This is a genomic window from Candidatus Sulfurimonas baltica (assembly GCF_015265455.1).
Lineage (GTDB): Bacteria > Campylobacterota > Campylobacteria > Campylobacterales > Sulfurimonadaceae > Sulfurimonas > Sulfurimonas baltica.
The window spans coordinates 2,263,583-2,278,870 of the sequence record NZ_CP054492.1; the positions used below are offsets into that span (position 1 = coordinate 2,263,583).

Annotated in this window: 11 protein-coding genes, 4 tRNA genes and 1 pseudogene; 10 read left to right on the forward strand and 6 right to left on the reverse strand. The window is 31.1% G+C overall.

Features of this window, described 5'->3' with window-relative positions; all coding sequences use genetic code 11:
- Positions 1-17 precede the first annotated feature (17 nt).
- From tuf to HUE88_RS11385, 5 genes are all read right to left on the reverse strand, one after another.
- Positions 18-1,217, reverse strand: a complete 1,200-nt coding sequence (gene tuf / locus HUE88_RS11365; protein ID WP_194369124.1) for an elongation factor Tu — start codon at positions 1,215-1,217, stop codon at positions 18-20.
- A gap of 90 nt (positions 1,218-1,307) precedes the next feature.
- A tRNA-Thr gene (locus HUE88_RS11370) sits at positions 1,308-1,382 on the reverse strand.
- Positions 1,383-1,551: 169 nt separating this feature from the next.
- Positions 1,552-1,628: transfer RNA gene (locus HUE88_RS11375), tRNA-Gly, on the reverse strand.
- A gap of 15 nt (positions 1,629-1,643) precedes the next feature.
- A tRNA-Tyr gene (locus HUE88_RS11380) sits at positions 1,644-1,728 on the reverse strand.
- 60 nt (positions 1,729-1,788) lie between these two features.
- Positions 1,789-1,865, reverse strand: a tRNA-Thr gene (locus tag HUE88_RS11385).
- Between the two features lie 260 nt (positions 1,866-2,125).
- On the opposite strand from HUE88_RS11385, the gene yaaA reads away from it, so the two are divergent.
- From yaaA to HUE88_RS11420, 7 genes and pseudogenes are all read left to right on the forward strand, one after another.
- Positions 2,126-2,497: a peroxide stress protein YaaA gene (yaaA, locus tag HUE88_RS11390; RefSeq protein ID WP_194369126.1), complete on the forward strand. Its 372-nt coding sequence runs from the start codon at positions 2,126-2,128 to the stop codon at positions 2,495-2,497.
- Between the two features lie 128 nt (positions 2,498-2,625).
- Positions 2,626-3,987 (forward strand): site-specific integrase, encoded by a 1,362-nt coding sequence (locus tag HUE88_RS11395; RefSeq protein WP_194369128.1) that lies wholly within the window; start codon positions 2,626-2,628, stop codon positions 3,985-3,987.
- Positions 3,981-4,571 carry a hypothetical protein gene (locus tag HUE88_RS11400; protein ID WP_194369130.1) on the forward strand — a complete coding sequence of 197 codons (591 nt, stop codon included), beginning with the start codon at positions 3,981-3,983 and terminating at the stop codon, positions 4,569-4,571. Before HUE88_RS11395 ends, HUE88_RS11400 begins: the two co-directional genes overlap by 7 nt.
- The gene (locus HUE88_RS11405) at positions 4,571-8,320 is read left to right on the forward strand and encodes a site-specific integrase (RefSeq protein ID WP_194369132.1); all 3,750 of its coding nucleotides are present in this window, start codon (positions 4,571-4,573) and stop codon (positions 8,318-8,320) included. The genes HUE88_RS11400 and HUE88_RS11405 overlap by 1 nt, the downstream gene beginning before the upstream one ends.
- Entirely contained in the window at positions 8,317-9,060 is a 744-nt protein-coding gene (locus tag HUE88_RS11410; RefSeq protein ID WP_194369134.1) for a YaaA family protein, read from the forward strand. The genes HUE88_RS11405 and HUE88_RS11410 overlap by 4 nt, the downstream gene beginning before the upstream one ends.
- A gap of 342 nt (positions 9,061-9,402) precedes the next feature.
- The gene (locus HUE88_RS11415) at positions 9,403-10,026 is read left to right on the forward strand and encodes a hypothetical protein (protein WP_194369136.1); all 624 of its coding nucleotides are present in this window, start codon (positions 9,403-9,405) and stop codon (positions 10,024-10,026) included.
- 778 nt (positions 10,027-10,804) lie between these two features.
- Positions 10,805-11,906, forward strand: a pseudogene (locus tag HUE88_RS11420) (IS3 family transposase).
- A 137-nt stretch (positions 11,907-12,043) separates the two neighbouring features.
- Here the strand turns inward: HUE88_RS11420 and HUE88_RS11425 are convergent.
- Positions 12,044-12,298 carry a helix-turn-helix domain-containing protein gene (locus HUE88_RS11425; RefSeq protein ID WP_194369138.1) on the reverse strand — a complete coding sequence of 85 codons (255 nt, stop codon included), beginning with the start codon at positions 12,296-12,298 and terminating at the stop codon, positions 12,044-12,046.
- An 86-nt stretch (positions 12,299-12,384) separates the two neighbouring features.
- Here HUE88_RS11425 and HUE88_RS11430 point away from each other — a divergent pair, with 86 nt between their 5' ends.
- The 3 genes from HUE88_RS11430 to HUE88_RS11440 all read left to right on the forward strand — a co-directional run bounded on the left by HUE88_RS11430 (position 12,385) and on the right by HUE88_RS11440 (position 15,284).
- Complete coding sequence (locus HUE88_RS11430; protein ID WP_194369140.1) at positions 12,385-13,521, forward strand: hypothetical protein; 1,137 nt, start codon at positions 12,385-12,387, stop codon at positions 13,519-13,521.
- Positions 13,518-13,757: a hypothetical protein gene (locus tag HUE88_RS11435; protein WP_229860078.1), complete on the forward strand. Its 240-nt coding sequence runs from the start codon at positions 13,518-13,520 to the stop codon at positions 13,755-13,757. The genes HUE88_RS11430 and HUE88_RS11435 overlap by 4 nt, the downstream gene beginning before the upstream one ends.
- Positions 13,758-14,048: 291 nt before the next feature.
- The gene (locus HUE88_RS11440) at positions 14,049-15,284 is read left to right on the forward strand and encodes a caspase family protein (RefSeq protein ID WP_194369144.1); all 1,236 of its coding nucleotides are present in this window, start codon (positions 14,049-14,051) and stop codon (positions 15,282-15,284) included.
- Positions 15,285-15,288 lie beyond the last annotated feature (4 nt).

A 15,288-nucleotide genomic window follows, 5' to 3' on the forward strand; every position in this document is an offset into this window, starting at 1 on the left:
AATTCACAAATTGTGAATTAAGCAAGAATCTCAGCTACAACACCAGCACCAACAGTTCTTCCACCCTCACGAATAGCGAACTTAGTACCTTTTTCCATAGCGATTGGGTGAATCAAATCAACAGTAATACTAACATTGTCACCTGGCATAACCATCTCTGTACCTTCTGGTAAAGTGATAGCACCTGTAACGTCTGTAGTACGTACATAGAATTGTGGACGATAGTTTGTGAAGAATGGTGTATGACGACCACCCTCATCTTTACTTAGTACATAGATTTCAGCTGTAAACTTAGTATGAGGATTGATAGTCTTTGGTTTACAAAGAACTTGACCACGCTCAACATCATCTTTACCGATACCACGAACAAGGATTCCACAGTTATCACCAGCAAGAGCTTCTGTCATCTCTTTACGGAACATTTCAATACCAGTTACAGTTGTATTTTGAGTATCTCTAATACCAACGATTTCAATTGGATCACCAATTTTAACTGTTCCACGCTCGATACGTCCAGTAACAACTGTACCACGACCAGAGATTGAGAAAACGTCCTCAACAGGCATTAAGAAGTCTTTATCTGTTTCACGAGGTGGTTCAGGAATGAACTCATCTACTGTTTTCATTAGTTTTTGAATCTTTGCAGACCATTCACCAAGAGTACCAGTTTTAGCTTCAGCAAGAGCTAAAGTTGCAGAACCTGTAGTGATTGGAGTATCGTCACCTGGGAAATCATACATGTCTAAAAGTTCACGAATTTCCATCTCAACTAACTCTAATAACTCTTCATCATCAACCATATCTTCTTTATTCATAAAAACAACTAGGGCAGGAACACCAATTTGCTTAGAAAGAAGAATATGCTCACGTGTTTGTGGCATTGGGCCATCTGCTGCAGATACAACTAGAATTGCACCATCCATTTGAGCAGCACCAGTAATCATGTTCTTAACATAATCCGCGTGACCTGGACAGTCAACGTGTGCATAGTGACGAATATCTGTTTCGTACTCTACATGTGAAGTAGCGATAGTAATACCACGCTCTCTCTCTTCTGGAGCGTTATCGATTGCATCGTAATCCATAAGCTCTGCACCGTTAGTTACTGCTAGTACTGCAGTAATTGCTGCTGTTAATGTTGTTTTACCATGATCAACGTGACCAATAGTACCTATGTTAACATGCGGTTTGTTACGTTCAAATTTTGCTTTTGCCATAGTGTCCTCCGACTTTAATTGTGAATTGAAACGGGATTATACCCAAAAATCATTCAATTATTGCTTAAACTTTTACTAAAATTTATTAAATGGAGCTCACGAGCGGATTTGAACCGCCGGCCTCTTCCTTACCAAGGAAGTGCTCTACCCCTGAGCCACGAGAGCATCTTAATGAAAATAGCATATTTAAGTTAAGCAATAATTGCATAATTTTTATTTTATTATTAGTTTTTTGATTAGATTTTAAGCTGTTATAGATATTTGATATACAAATATTATTTATGAAGTAATTCTTGTTGAAATTGTACTTCAGCTTCCAGAAGTTTTTGTTCAATGGAGCGGGTGAAGGGACTCGAACCCTCGACCCTCAGCTTGGAAGGCTGACGCTCTAGCCAACTGAGCTACGCCCGCATGTGCCATTGATTATGGTGGTGAGAAGAGGAGTCGAACCTCTGAACCCGTAGGGAGCGGATTTACAGTCCGCCGTCGTTGGCCACTTGACTATCTCACCATTTACATTATATAAATGTCTTTTCTGGTCTAACACTGTTTCTAATATTCTCGCATTCAATGGTGCCGACACGAGGATTCGAACCCCGGGCCTGTTGATTACAAATCAACTGCTCTAGCCAACTGAGCTATGTCGGCATCGAATTTGAGCCAGAATTATAGTGCAAAAGATATCCAATGTCAAGAGTAATTTGTTAAAAATACGTAATATTTTATTTTTTACATAAAACTGATTACTATCTACCCTTTTTTAGGGCTTTTATATCTTCTATTATTTAAAGTATCTTTCTTTTTTGTGATAAAGTTGTCGCAAAATATCATATTTTTTTCTTTTTATACTATATATATTGCTACAATAATAAAAAATTTCATTCAGTTATCTAAAAAAGGGCTCACACATGTTTAAAATATTATTTTCTCCCGCCGAAGGAAAAATAAGCGGAGGCAGAGAAAATGCAAAAGAGTTGCTCGGTTCAAATAGTGCTAGAGAAAATATTTTACATGAATATAACAACATTCTTAAATGTGGTGATGAAGAAACCATAAAAGAGCTATTTGGATTTAAAAAGTTTAGTGACTGTGAACCTTACATAACTGATATATTTAATTCGCCACTTATGAGTGCAGTTGAGAGATATCAAGGTGTAGCTTATGAGTATCTTGATTTTGATTCGCTCGATAAGAATGGACAAGAGTACACAAAGTCAAACACAATAATTTTTTCAAACCTTTATGGCCCCATACTTGGCGGCGATACAAACTATATATAAATAATAATTGAATTAATAAATTCTCAAATAACTTATTTACTGTAATTATACATTATAGTTCTTTAAGGTAAAAGAAAGATTTTAATAGATAATATTTTAACTATATATAAATGAATTAAGAAGTTATAATGTTATTAGTTACAAATAAAATTGCCTATATGAGTATTGCTATAAATGAGAATGTTTACTACTTGGAAGGTGTAAATAAGTATTACAAATATCTGAAGTTAATAAAATGTAATGCGTTGTTGACAATAGAAAATAAATTAAATTCCTTATATCATTTCTGGCTGTGGTCTTTAAGCAACGATGTTGAATTTGACGAAGATTTACAGCTATATTTTGCTAGATATTTATTAGCGCTTGAAGAAGGTTTTAAAATTACGAATATATCTTATCTTTATGAATATAATGAAGATATTGAAGTTTTAGTTTTTGAGTCCAAACCAAAGCAATCATCAACAATTGAAAAAGAGAAAAGAGCAGTAGAATCTTTTTTTAAATATATGGGTACTTTCAAATCAAAAGACTATAATCTTGAAAAAAACTTTCTGTCATACAACAAACAAGCCAAGTATAATAAAGGCTCTAGTTATGGTTTGAAAATGTCAAAGTACATGCAAAATATTTTATTGGATGATGTTTCAGTTTTAGCATCAAAGAATACAAATATCAAAGGCGATATAAAAGCTTTTCCATTTAAACTATTTGATGATTTATTATTGCTTGCAAAGCCAAGAGAACGCTTGTTATATCTTTTATATGGCACATGTGCAGCTAGATTGAATCAGGGTCTTAATCTTACTTACTATGACATCGATTATGCTTCTCAAAATGTTTGGTTAATTGACCCAAAATCGAACAATCAATTGGGTTATCACGGGTTGAGTAGAAAGCAATTTTTACACGAGATTTATAATATAGATATAGAGACTCATCCAATTCACAACAAATTTAATTTCAAATATCCTATACCAACTAATTATAAAAGCCGAATGCCGCTTTTTTGGCTAAACAGTAATTATCGAAAAATATTTTTTGATACATTAGTAGAATACTCTCCTTTACCTGAATCATTAAGAAAACCGAGGCATCCTTTCTTTTTTGTCCGTTCATCAGGCAAACGATTGTCATCCGATGAAGTATATAAGTCTTTTAAAAAACATCTTCAAATTTTAAGTAAGAAATATCCAGAATATGCATATAGATTGGATGGACTTGGAATTCACTCATTACGGCATATGTTCGGAAGTGTGATGGCAACTATTGAAGCAAAGTTAATTATGAGCGGGCAGCCTGAAAAGGCACATCATATTAAGTGGTTCACTAGTAATGCAATGGGACATTCTAATCTATCAAGTACAGAAATATATTTTAATCGTCCCTGGGATGTTGAAATTGAACTTGGGGAGTTTGTTCAATCACTCATAGAATCAATGCAAGACAGTGAATATGAACCACTTACAAGTAACAGGAGAAAAAAATGGTAAAAAATGGTGACTTAAGATCTCAAAATGATAATTCTAAAGAATACAGAGAAAAGAAAGCAAAACAAACAGAATCTTTACTAAAAAAGACACTATCTTATGTAAATGATTCAGATAAAAACTTTTCGCATAAGAATATTTGTGAAGTAATGGTAAGTATAGCTGATGAAGAAGACAGAAAGTTAAAGGCAGCAATTTCGCCTTCTGCAATTTCAAAGAATTTACATCTGAAAAATATAATTGAAATATATAAGACACAAAATAACATCTTAAAACAAAAACAAAAAAAATATCATCTCTCCGAAGGAGATATGGCTTTTGAACTCCACAAATGTAAAACTATATTAGCTCAAAAAAGTGATGAAGTTAAATTATTAAAAGATATTATTAAAAAAGAAAAAATCACAGTTGAAAATCCAGTAATAAAAATTACAAATGAAGATTTTGATTATAAGCACTTATTGAAAAAAGCTTATGAAATAATGAGCAAAGAGAGTGTTACTTATATCTCAGGTGGGAATTTAATTCTAGAGATAGATCATTCAATTGTGGCAAATAAAAAATTATTGATAGAGTTAGGATTGTGATGAAAATACATGGATTTAGCAAGGAAGAAAAGCTAGAATACCTTGATAAAGTAATTATAGACTTAAAAAAAGAAAGCTATAAAAGTGTTTCAAACAAGGAGATAATAGATAGGTTTAAAAAATATGGAGTATTTTTAAAAAGTACGGAATTTAGCAAACTTCATATTAGGCAGTCATTGATTCAACACAACATTACCCCTACTAATTTAAGTGCAGAAGAAAAGCAGTTTTATTTCAAACAGCTATTGCAAGAGCTAATTGATCAAGGAGCTGATATATTGACTAATAGTGAATTAATTAAAAAAATGTACGATAACTATAAAGTTAAAATATCTGAAATTGAAATTCCAAGATTAGAATTTCGAAAATTATTAGATGAAAATAATATATACACTACGAAATCAAAAAACCATGTTAAAGACATTATAGACAAAACAATTATAAATATTTTAGAAAATGAAAATGAAATAGAAATAGAAATAAATAATGTATCACAGTTTCATAAATATGCTGAGCAATTTGGAAATGTTTCTAGAGGGAGCATAGATAATAATATAGATTATATTCAGCAAAAAATAGATATTAAAAATATTAAATCGACAAAGCGAATTGAAGCACAGGAAATGAGTGATGAAGAAATCATTATCATAGCTGCAAAATATTACACTAAAAAAAATGTTTACCGTATTACTGCAGCCGAAATAAGAAGTTTCACTAATAGTAGATTTAGAACTGTAAATATTGAAGTAATTAGGGAATATGCAAGTTTTCTGAAAGAGAAATATGATATTGAATTAGTTGGCCAAAATACCAGTATTGATGAAAATATAAAACAAAATGTAGATGAAATAGTTGCTTTTCTAAGAGAAACAAAAAGAAGATATAATGTATCAGAACTTGATAATATAGATAAAGTGAATGACATAGATGATTCGTTTATAGTTAATAAATCTCTAGAGACCGACCTTACAAAGCAATGGGAGTTATATCTCAATGACTATATTATATGGCTGGCGGAGTCAAGAATTAATGTTAAAAATGGATTATTGAGTGAATCCAATGAACTTAAAATAGATACCGAAAAAAAGAAGCTGTTAACTCTAACTCATACAGATCTGGATATTAAGAAAATGAATTTTTCTGATATCGTGCTTTTAACACAAATTAAGAATAAAGCAAGCCATAAGGCATATGGTGTTCATATGCAAAATATGTACATTGGATTTTTACTTTTTCTCCACGCAAAAAATAAAATTATTTTTCCATTTTCTTATGTATTTGATGTCTGTTATAGTGAGCGGAAAGTACAGTCTGAACTTCCATATTACTTATCCGACAATTCAATTAACAAAAATTTGATGGATTCAATACAGGAAAATAGATTAAGTATTAAAGATGACAAATACAAACGTATTTTTCAATTTTTTCTTTTATCATTACCTCGAAATTTTTCTGTAAAGAAGATAGAATATAAGCACTTAGTACCCTTGTTAAATAGAAATAAAAATGATTTTAAGCGTGTAAGTGAAATTTTAAATACACTTGGCGCGAATGTTGTAGATGAAAAACCAAGATTTAAATATGTAGATAGATATATCAAATATACAAAAATAGAAAAATATAAAAAGTTGGTTGAGATTTTTAATCAAGCGATGAATCGTGTTTATAAGTCAGGAGGTTATTCAAAAGAAAAAAGTGTTTATAAAAATTGGTCAAGTTCATATGCAGACTTTTTTGACTTCTTAGAGTCAAATTATCAGAATGAGACTTTTTCAGAAAGTTTTTTATATAAAATTTTTGATTATTTAGATGAAGAAAATATCCTTACATATCAAGAATATATTCAAAATTTAAAAGTTTCTCAAAATACGAAAGCTAGGAAGCTTACACCATTGATTGTCGCTTTCTCAGGAGATTGCCCCTATAAATCCTTAGGAAAGCTAAAGGACAATAATCCAGTTTTTTACAATACAAGTGAAAAGAATGATACTCTTAAAAAGAGAGGAGCTATTAAAAGTTTTGTCGCATTAGCAAAAATAGAAGATATTTTAAGGAATAGACCTCCAAAAAGTGAATATTATAAAAAACTAAATATAGATAGTAAATATACTGATTGGTGGGAACACTATAATGTTGTCGTACCATTTGAGCCACTGATTCTTTTAATGCATCTTTATATTCCTGCTCGTGGAATTAACTTTAGGCTCGCAGATCGTAATACATTTTTAGTAAAAAATGAATCTGGAAATATTAGTGGTTATCATTTCACTCATGACAAAAATAAAAAACGAAAGACTCCTTATATAGCACCAAATATTTGGGGAGATGATTTGAAAATTATTGAAGATTTTGTTGAGTACACCAAGGTGCATTTTCCTAATCAAAAAGCAATTAAATATGATAAACAAAATCCAAATGGTATAGTCCCACTTTTTCCAAATGCCAAAGGAACTAGCTTTTATACTGAAGGTCAGCATATGAGCTACTGGAAGCGTGTTTTGTTAAAAGCACAAATTGAATTAAATAGTGAGGGCAATACGGAAAATATTATTTTAATTTATTCAAAAAAATCTGATTTAGAATTACCAAAAGAATCTTCAGAAGTTGATAATTTATCACAAGCTTATATGGATAATTTCGATGTGAGATACGACTTGCACTCTTTACGACATACAGGGGCAACTAGATATGCGAATGCAGGTATGCCATTAGGACTATTAAAGTTGCTCACTGGACATATTGACTTAAATGTTCTTCAATTAGTTTACATTGAAATAGATACAGATAAGATGATTCGAGTATGGAATGAGTTGCAAGATATAGACCTTGGAGGATTAGGACTAGCAGATGCTGGAAGTAAATTAATTAATCATATTAAAAAAGTAACGAACAAGATGTTGCAAGAAAATAATCCTGAGCAACTATTAGAATTTTTAAAACAAGGAAAGTTTCTTACGATAGGTTCTTATCTAAGTAAAGATGAGCTAACTCTGTATACGATGGAAGATATTTCTAAAATAGAGGCTGTATTTTGGCGCTTTCCAAGAGGTGGAATTTGTACATCATCTTCATGCCCTCAAGGCTTAGAAATGCGTTGTAGTTTATGCCCTCATTTTATTACTTCTCCTGCTTATATGCATGAAATTGCTGCTTTAATAAACTTACAAAGTGAAAAACTGTGTAAGCATATAAATAGGGTGATTGAAAATCGAGAAAATGGTAATCAAGAAAACAATGAGTCCATTAGGATATCTGCGCAAATAGATTTAGAAGAAATGTTGGGCTGGGGTAAACTAATTCAAGCTCTGGATGAAATAAGAGTAGTAGATGACAATGAACAAAATATAGAAACTCCCTCCACTTCAGTTGGTACTGGCATTACTCAAGAAGCACTTTACAGGCGAGCACCAATTGTAAATAGTGACCATTTTTTACTTAAACTAGTATATGATGGCTTGGCTTTAAAACAGTTTGATCATGAAAGTATGCAAGATGCTTCACAAGCATTAATTACGAAATTAATTAGATATGCTGCTAGAAATGGTAAGTTTTCTGAAATAGATGGAAAAGATAAATATGAAATGCTTGAATGGTTCAAACCAGTCTACAATGAAGTGTTACTTTTAGAAAAAGATGCGTATTCTCAAGAAAAATTATCTAATATTTTAAGTCTATTATCTGATAAAGCAGTCATTGACTCATTAGAATGCAGTAGCACAAAACAATTGACATACAAGGAAGATGAATGAAAATATTATTTTCACCAGCGGAAACAAAAAAAGTCGGTGGTATTAAAGGAAATATAGAAAGTGAATGCTTTTTATTTCCCAAATTATTTGGTTTTAGAAAAGAAGTTTTAGATAGGTATCAAGGATATGTAAGTTCTGTAACAGATGAGCAACTTAGTAAATTTTTTGGAATAAAAGACTCTGCAAAGTTTGAAAAGTATAAAACAGATATTTATAGTCAGCCTCTAATGAAAGTTATTGAAAGATACGATGGAGTTGCTTTCGATTATCTAGAATATAGTTCGCTAGATGATGCAGCTAAACAGTATATTGATCAAAATACAGTGATTTTTTCAAACTTATTTGGGCCAATGTTGGCGGGCGATTTTGGATTGCCTGAGTATAAATTGAAACAAGGTGAAAAAATTGGTGATTTTGCACCAGAAGTTTTTTATAAAAAACATTTCTCTGAAAGCCTAGATGAAATGTTGAGTGATGAAGTATATCTAGATTTAAGAGCAGGATTTTATAATAAATTTTATAAGCCTAGGACACAGTATGTTACATTAAAATTTTTAAAAGATGATAAGGTTGTGAGCCATTGGGCAAAGGCTTATCGTGGACTAGTATTAAAAGAGATGGCTCAAAATAAAATTCAATCTATTGATGAGTTTATGAAAATGGAAATAGAAAATTTATCTGTACAAGAAATTCTCAAAAAAGGCATCCATACGGAAATAGTTTTCAATATCACTAATTAATGGTTTAAAAAGTCATATATATTAGAAAGGTAGTTTGGTTTTAGACAATAGATTTATAACACTAATAACACTTCATATTCATCTAAACTAAAAATACCCTAAACAGCTTTAATAACAACTGTACTTTCATTTGAATAACATTAATAAAAGTACAACAGTTTAATTTCCACATGCCAGTGTTTCGCTCAAATGCTAACTAAATATTTTGCCAATTATATTTGCATCTTTGAGTGTAGTCGTCATATAGATAATAAATAAAACATAAATCATCATATAAAATTATTTTTAATATGTTAATCTTTAGATACAATAAATAATATAAATTAGGTTCGGAGAGTTCACATGTTTAAACTTAAAAGTTCTGCAGAAAGGTCTGAAGAAAGACTCCTTGAAGAAAAGCTATATGAGCAGGTTGCGTTGGAATTACAAAATGATAATAAAAGAGCTGGCATATGGGCTAAAGCGTTAGCTGACTCAGATGGTTCAGAAATCAAAGCACAATCACTTTATATAAAGTACCATGTACAAGCACTTAAAGATGAAATAGATATAAAAAATGAACAACCTAAGCAAGCAACAGAACAAGAGCAAAAAGAAACAGTCAAAAAAACAAGAAGCTCTTACAGCTCCAATGAAGAATACATTAAAGATATGATAGTACAAAATACTAAAGCAAAGGAAGGTACTCATAAAAGCGTATTGTCATCTGGAAGTTTCGCAGGTAATATCAAAAATTACATTCTAGTGAGTGTTGTTTTTATAGTAACACTGTTTGTTGGTATGCTTGTCGGTGGTTTAGTTTTAAATATATTAAAACCTGATTTAGCTTCTCCTGATTTTGGCTCAGTGGCTTTTTTAGGATGGTCTTTTGGTTTTGCTTCTTTGTATTTTTATCTCAAAAAAGAATGGCTCAAATATATTTCACTTGGAATGTTCATTTTATTTGTAATCCCATTAGTACTATAGAAATTTATACCCCGAGAAAATCCCCACTTTTCTATAGTGATTTCTCGCTCAACCCTCTACAGAGGTGGAACACCCCCTAAACCAAGACTAATTAAACATTCTCACATTTCACAATTAGCACTAAAATTCTATAGTGATTTTTAAAATTTTAGTATGACTCTTGTTGTAGCCTCAAGAGCTTATTAAAAACACTCTCCCCCCACCACATCAATCTAGCAAATTGCAAAAAAACGGAGCAAATCGGATACCGATGCCGTTTTAGTTCGGACACCCGTGTCGGTTCTAATCGGACAGTGATGCCGGAAATGATTCGGACACTTTTGGATAAAAAACGCAATTTTAGAATCGTTTAAGAAAGAGATATTTTCTAAATTTAAATACACTGATTGTAAATGATTTTACAAAGGTGTAGGTTATGGAACATAAGTCAAGATTAAATAATCATATAAAATGAGTTATATCTTTGTAAATTTATTTTTGAAAACTCTGTAAACACACTATTTGAAGGTATTGTCTAGCTTATCAAGTTAGCTCCAGCATCCAGAGCCATGTAATTATTATTAATTGTTCCAAAAATGAGCTAAAAATATCTATGATTAGCTATATGAAAGTACTTAAAGTTTCTGCTAGAAGCTGTAAGCTAGGTGTTTTGAAGTTATTTGTATTCTATGAGATAGAATTTTTAATTAAGTCTATAAGTTTGATGAAATTGTAAGCCTCCCCAAAAACTGTACTACATAAAACGGAATAATTCTGATAAAATAAATCAGGAGTATTCATGCGAAGAAGTAAGTTTAGTGAGAAACAGATTATAGAGATTCTCAAAGAGATTGAAGATGGTGCAGCAGTTGTAGCAACCTTGAGAGATAAGGGTGTCAGCAAGGACACTTATTACAAGTGGAAGCGTAAATACAGTGGTATGGAAACAGGTGATGTGAAGAAGATGAGAGAGCTTGAAAAAGAGAATGCTAAACTGAAAAAGCTTTATGCAGAGATGGCATTAATGAATGATGCACTTAAAGATGTTATTGAAAAAAAGCTCTAAAGCCTGATGAGAAAGAGAGTTAGTTAAACATATAAACATTTATTTTTCTTTGAGTATCAATCAGGCTTGCAAGACATTATCAATAAGTAAATCATCATATTACTATGAGAGAAAAATCAAAGACGATAGTACTGTTGTAGATGCCCTTAATAAGCTTGTTGAGAAGCATCCAAGGAATGGCTTTTGGCTGCTTTTCAATCGATTGCGCAAGCAAGGCTTTATTTGGAATCATAAACGTGTGTATCGTGTCTATAAAGCCTTAGGATTGAATTTTAAGAAGAGAACGAAGAAAAGAATACCAGCTAGAGTTCAACATCCCTTACAAGATCTGTTTGATCCTAATGAACAGTGGTCGATGGACTTTATGTCTAATAAGCTTTTTGATGGTCGGCGGTATCGTGTTCTAAATATCATGGATGAATTTAATCGTGAGTTTATAGAATTTGAGGTGGGAACATCTTTACCCTCAAATAAAGTTATTCAAGCCTTGCAAAGAGCCATAGAATTTAGAGGAAAGCCTCAATCAATTAGAGTTGATAATGGTCCAGAGTTTATTTCTCATAAACTTGAACAGTGGTGCTATATTCACTCCATTGAGCTTAAATTTATTCAGCCTGGATCACCAACACAGAACTCTAGAATGGAGAGATTAAATGGATCAATGCGAAGAGAGTTTTTTGATGCTTATCTCTTCGATACATTAACAGAAGTGAAAATTATGGCTGATGAGTGGATTTATGATTACAATAATCATAGACCACATTCAATTTTAGATAAATTAAGTCCTATTGAATATTTAGATAAGTACAATCTAGAGAAGAATTATTCCGTTTAAACTGGTTAGGGTTTAGGGGAGGCTTACAAAATGAGCAGATAGTGTAATAAGCTCGAATGGTTTTCCTTCAAGCCTCATACCTAGTTCTAACTTTTAAATACTTAAAATTACTTTTAGAATACTATCATTGAAAATGTTTATTTCTTACTTAATAGCTCACAAATATCAATCTCTAAAATATGAGCGATTTTACTCAAATGCTCAATGTTGAAATGCTGACCTTTATAGCATATCTCAGCTCTTGAGATGATAGTAACCGACTTATGCCCTATAGCCTGAGACAGCTGAAGTTGCGTTAAACCTTTTTCTTCCCTCGCCTTTTTTACATTTTTGCCAATTTGTATATGCAATTGCTCTATATGGTCGTCTGGTAAATTATCAATATCTTGCATTTTACGCCTTGCTATAAGAAGTTAGCAGATAATAATTGAATGTATGATATTATTCAACTTGCTATAACACATTAGAAGGCGTATTGATGCACAAATATTTGAAGAACAGGTATAAAACAAGTCACCTATCGGACGAAGAAAAAAATAAATTAATCTCAAAATATTATAGCGGTGAATATGTGCATAAGCTTATTGAAGAATTTAGTATAAAGACATCTATATGCAAATTTAGCTCAACACTGCCATTAATAAAAGACTCTGAAAAAAAATGCAAAAATTGCAAATCAAACATGTCTTTTGTTCCACCATCAAAAGAGTACAAAAGCAGAAAAGAATACTTTTGTACTACTTGTTATCACATAGAAGGTCCATTCAAATGTGAATGTAAAAATTGTGTTTTAAACAAACAAGAAGAGGCATATAAAAAGAAGGCAGAAAGAAAATATAAATCTAATTTTGAAAACAATATACTAGACCGAGATAAAGCAATAGATATAAAATCACTAAGTCTTAAAGAAAAGCTTTATCTAGGAGCACTATTAAGGGCTAATCAGCCATCACAAGATTGCTTCATAACCCTTAAAACAGCGATGATAAATAATTTTGCTCCAACTGCACCTTTTGCTGCCAAGATTCTAAGAGATTTACTAGAAGAAAACATTATTTTTGAAGTTAGCAACTCTAATTCTTTTATAAAATATGCTCTTAACATTAAAAATATATGCAGTGACGAATTTATGATTTTAAACTTGATATTTCCAAGTAAAGCAATAGGCATTAATGAGGATACTTTAAGAATTATCAGAGACATACAGATATATGAGGCAATTGAATATTTTTCAGCTCAAGCTATGATATTTAACATACCCAATATCCTGCAAAGCAATATTGATACAAAATTTTACTTATTATTTATGAATATTTTAAATAACAATTTCTCCACATCTCAACTTTTTAATTTTATATACACCTCCATAAGAAACTATGCTTCCAAATACAATTGTGGGATATATAATACAAATGCTCTAGGAATAATGTATGAAAATATAGCCAATATGTATGACAAGGCTGTTGCAGAAAAGTGGATAGTTAAACCCTATAATAGATTATATACTACAAAGCCAAGTGCATTATTTAAGCTAGTTGCAAATGATTTACTTGGACTACATGATTCGTTATTTTACAAAGCAATCGGCACTACAGATATAAATTCTTACTTTTGAAAGCAAGTATTGTGGCTGAAAATCAACACAAAAAGGATAAGAAAATGGAATTAACTGGAATTATATTATTTATAGGATCTTTAGGTTTGTTTTTACGTTGGGGATACAACATGTTCTCCATATTAAAATACCAGAGGCTCTTAAAAAATACAAAAGAGGAACTTATGTTTGAATATGCCAAAGGAGTAGTGCTGTATATTGTAATTGCTATATCAGCTGGTATGGTATGGGGCTAGAAGGTATCAGAAGGAGAAATTATGTTACTTAAGCAAGTAGGTTTAGATAATGGAGATAAAGGGTTTCATGGGAATGTTCATAATTTGAAACATATAGATATTATCCACAAGATAACCCAAATAGAGATTTAATTAAGAGAGTATCTTAGAAATACTCTTAAAGATACTCTTAGGAGAGCTAAAAAACTAATGGGATATTTTTAAGTCTTATATGGGGTGTTAGTATGTCCTGCTAAGTTAAATATGCTAAAATACAACAAATAGTAATAATTAATATTAAGGAAACTATAAATGCTTTTAAAACTTATTTTATTTTTATCATTTTTTTTTATTCTTACTGGATGTAGCTATAAAACAGATGTTGTGGCTGGTTTTGCTGGTGAAAAAGAAATATTTGTTGGTACATCAGAATGGCCATATGACCCTATAAAAATAACTTTAAGAAAAGAAAATAATTTACAATTTAAATGTAATGGTGTTTTTACAAAAGGGAATGATAGGAGTGGAGGTACAATCAATGATGGTAAATTTTATTTAAATTGTATAAATGATTTGAATATTAATGGTGATTGGTACTCTCCAAGTGGTATGAATAACTTAGTTGCAGATGGCATAAGTAATGATGGCAGGAAATTTCATATGATTGCTGGAACTCAATTAAATGTTTTTCCAAGTTTAAGAAGTAAGTTAAATAAGCAAGTTTTTGAATCAGAAAACACTCTAACAACACAAGTTGTAACAATTCAAGCAACCACAAATAATACTAATATTATAACACTCCTTCAAGATTCAAAAGCTCATAAAGTAGATAATACAAAATGGCTTTTTATAGTTGGTATAGAAAATTATGAATATACAGATTCTGTTATATATTCAAAAAATAGTGCTGAACAAATCAAGGAAGTTATTAAAAAAAGACTTGGAGTACCTGAGCAGAATATCAGGACTCTTATTAATACAAATGCAACTAGTGCCAAAATAGATTATAACTTGAAAGATATGCTTAGAAGAGTTAAAAGTGGAGACACTGTTTACTTCTATTACAGCGGGCATGGTATTCCAGTGCCAACACAAGACAAAGCACCATATATGTTAGCCCAAGATATGAATCCAGCTTATCTAACAGATGATAGATTTAAACTCCAAAACATATACAAAAGCCTTAGTAATTCAAAAGCAAGTAAAGTTGTAGCTTTTATAGATAGCTGTTTTTCAGGTGGAACAGACAATCAAGCACTTATAAAAGGTGTTGCTGCTACAAGAATCAAACCTAAAAGTGTGACTTTTGATACAAGCAAAATGGTTGTTATAAGTGCAGGAAGTGGAACTCAATACTCAAATAAATATGATGAAAAGAGCAATAGACTTTTTTCTTATTATGTTATGAGAGGATTGATTGAAAACAATTCAAACACTCAAAGATTATATGATTATGTAAAATCAAATGTACAAGAGAAGTCATATGAGATGGGTGCAAGTTATGAGCAAGTTCCTGTTTATAGTGGAAATATTGGTTTAGAGCTATAATAAA

Excerpts from the sequence above, each read along its gene's own strand:
- tuf (WP_194369124.1), bottom strand. The coding sequence starts at position 1,217 with ATGGCAAAAGCAAAATTTGAACGTAACAAACCGCATGTTAACATAGGT.
- yaaA (WP_194369126.1), top strand. The coding sequence starts at position 2,126 with ATGTTTAAAATATTATTTTCTCCCGCCGAAGGAAAAATAAGCGGAGGC.
- HUE88_RS11395 (WP_194369128.1), top strand. The coding sequence starts at position 2,626 with ATGTTATTAGTTACAAATAAAATTGCCTATATGAGTATTGCTATAAAT.
- HUE88_RS11400 (WP_194369130.1), top strand. The coding sequence starts at position 3,981 with ATGGTAAAAAATGGTGACTTAAGATCTCAAAATGATAATTCTAAAGAA.
- HUE88_RS11405 (WP_194369132.1), top strand. The coding sequence starts at position 4,571 with ATGAAAATACATGGATTTAGCAAGGAAGAAAAGCTAGAATACCTTGAT.
- HUE88_RS11410 (WP_194369134.1), top strand. The coding sequence starts at position 8,317 with ATGAAAATATTATTTTCACCAGCGGAAACAAAAAAAGTCGGTGGTATT.
- HUE88_RS11415 (WP_194369136.1), top strand. The coding sequence starts at position 9,403 with ATGTTTAAACTTAAAAGTTCTGCAGAAAGGTCTGAAGAAAGACTCCTT.
- HUE88_RS11425 (WP_194369138.1), bottom strand. The coding sequence starts at position 12,298 with ATGCAAGATATTGATAATTTACCAGACGACCATATAGAGCAATTGCAT.
- HUE88_RS11430 (WP_194369140.1), top strand. The coding sequence starts at position 12,385 with ATGCACAAATATTTGAAGAACAGGTATAAAACAAGTCACCTATCGGAC.
- HUE88_RS11440 (WP_194369144.1), top strand. The coding sequence starts at position 14,049 with ATGCTTTTAAAACTTATTTTATTTTTATCATTTTTTTTTATTCTTACT.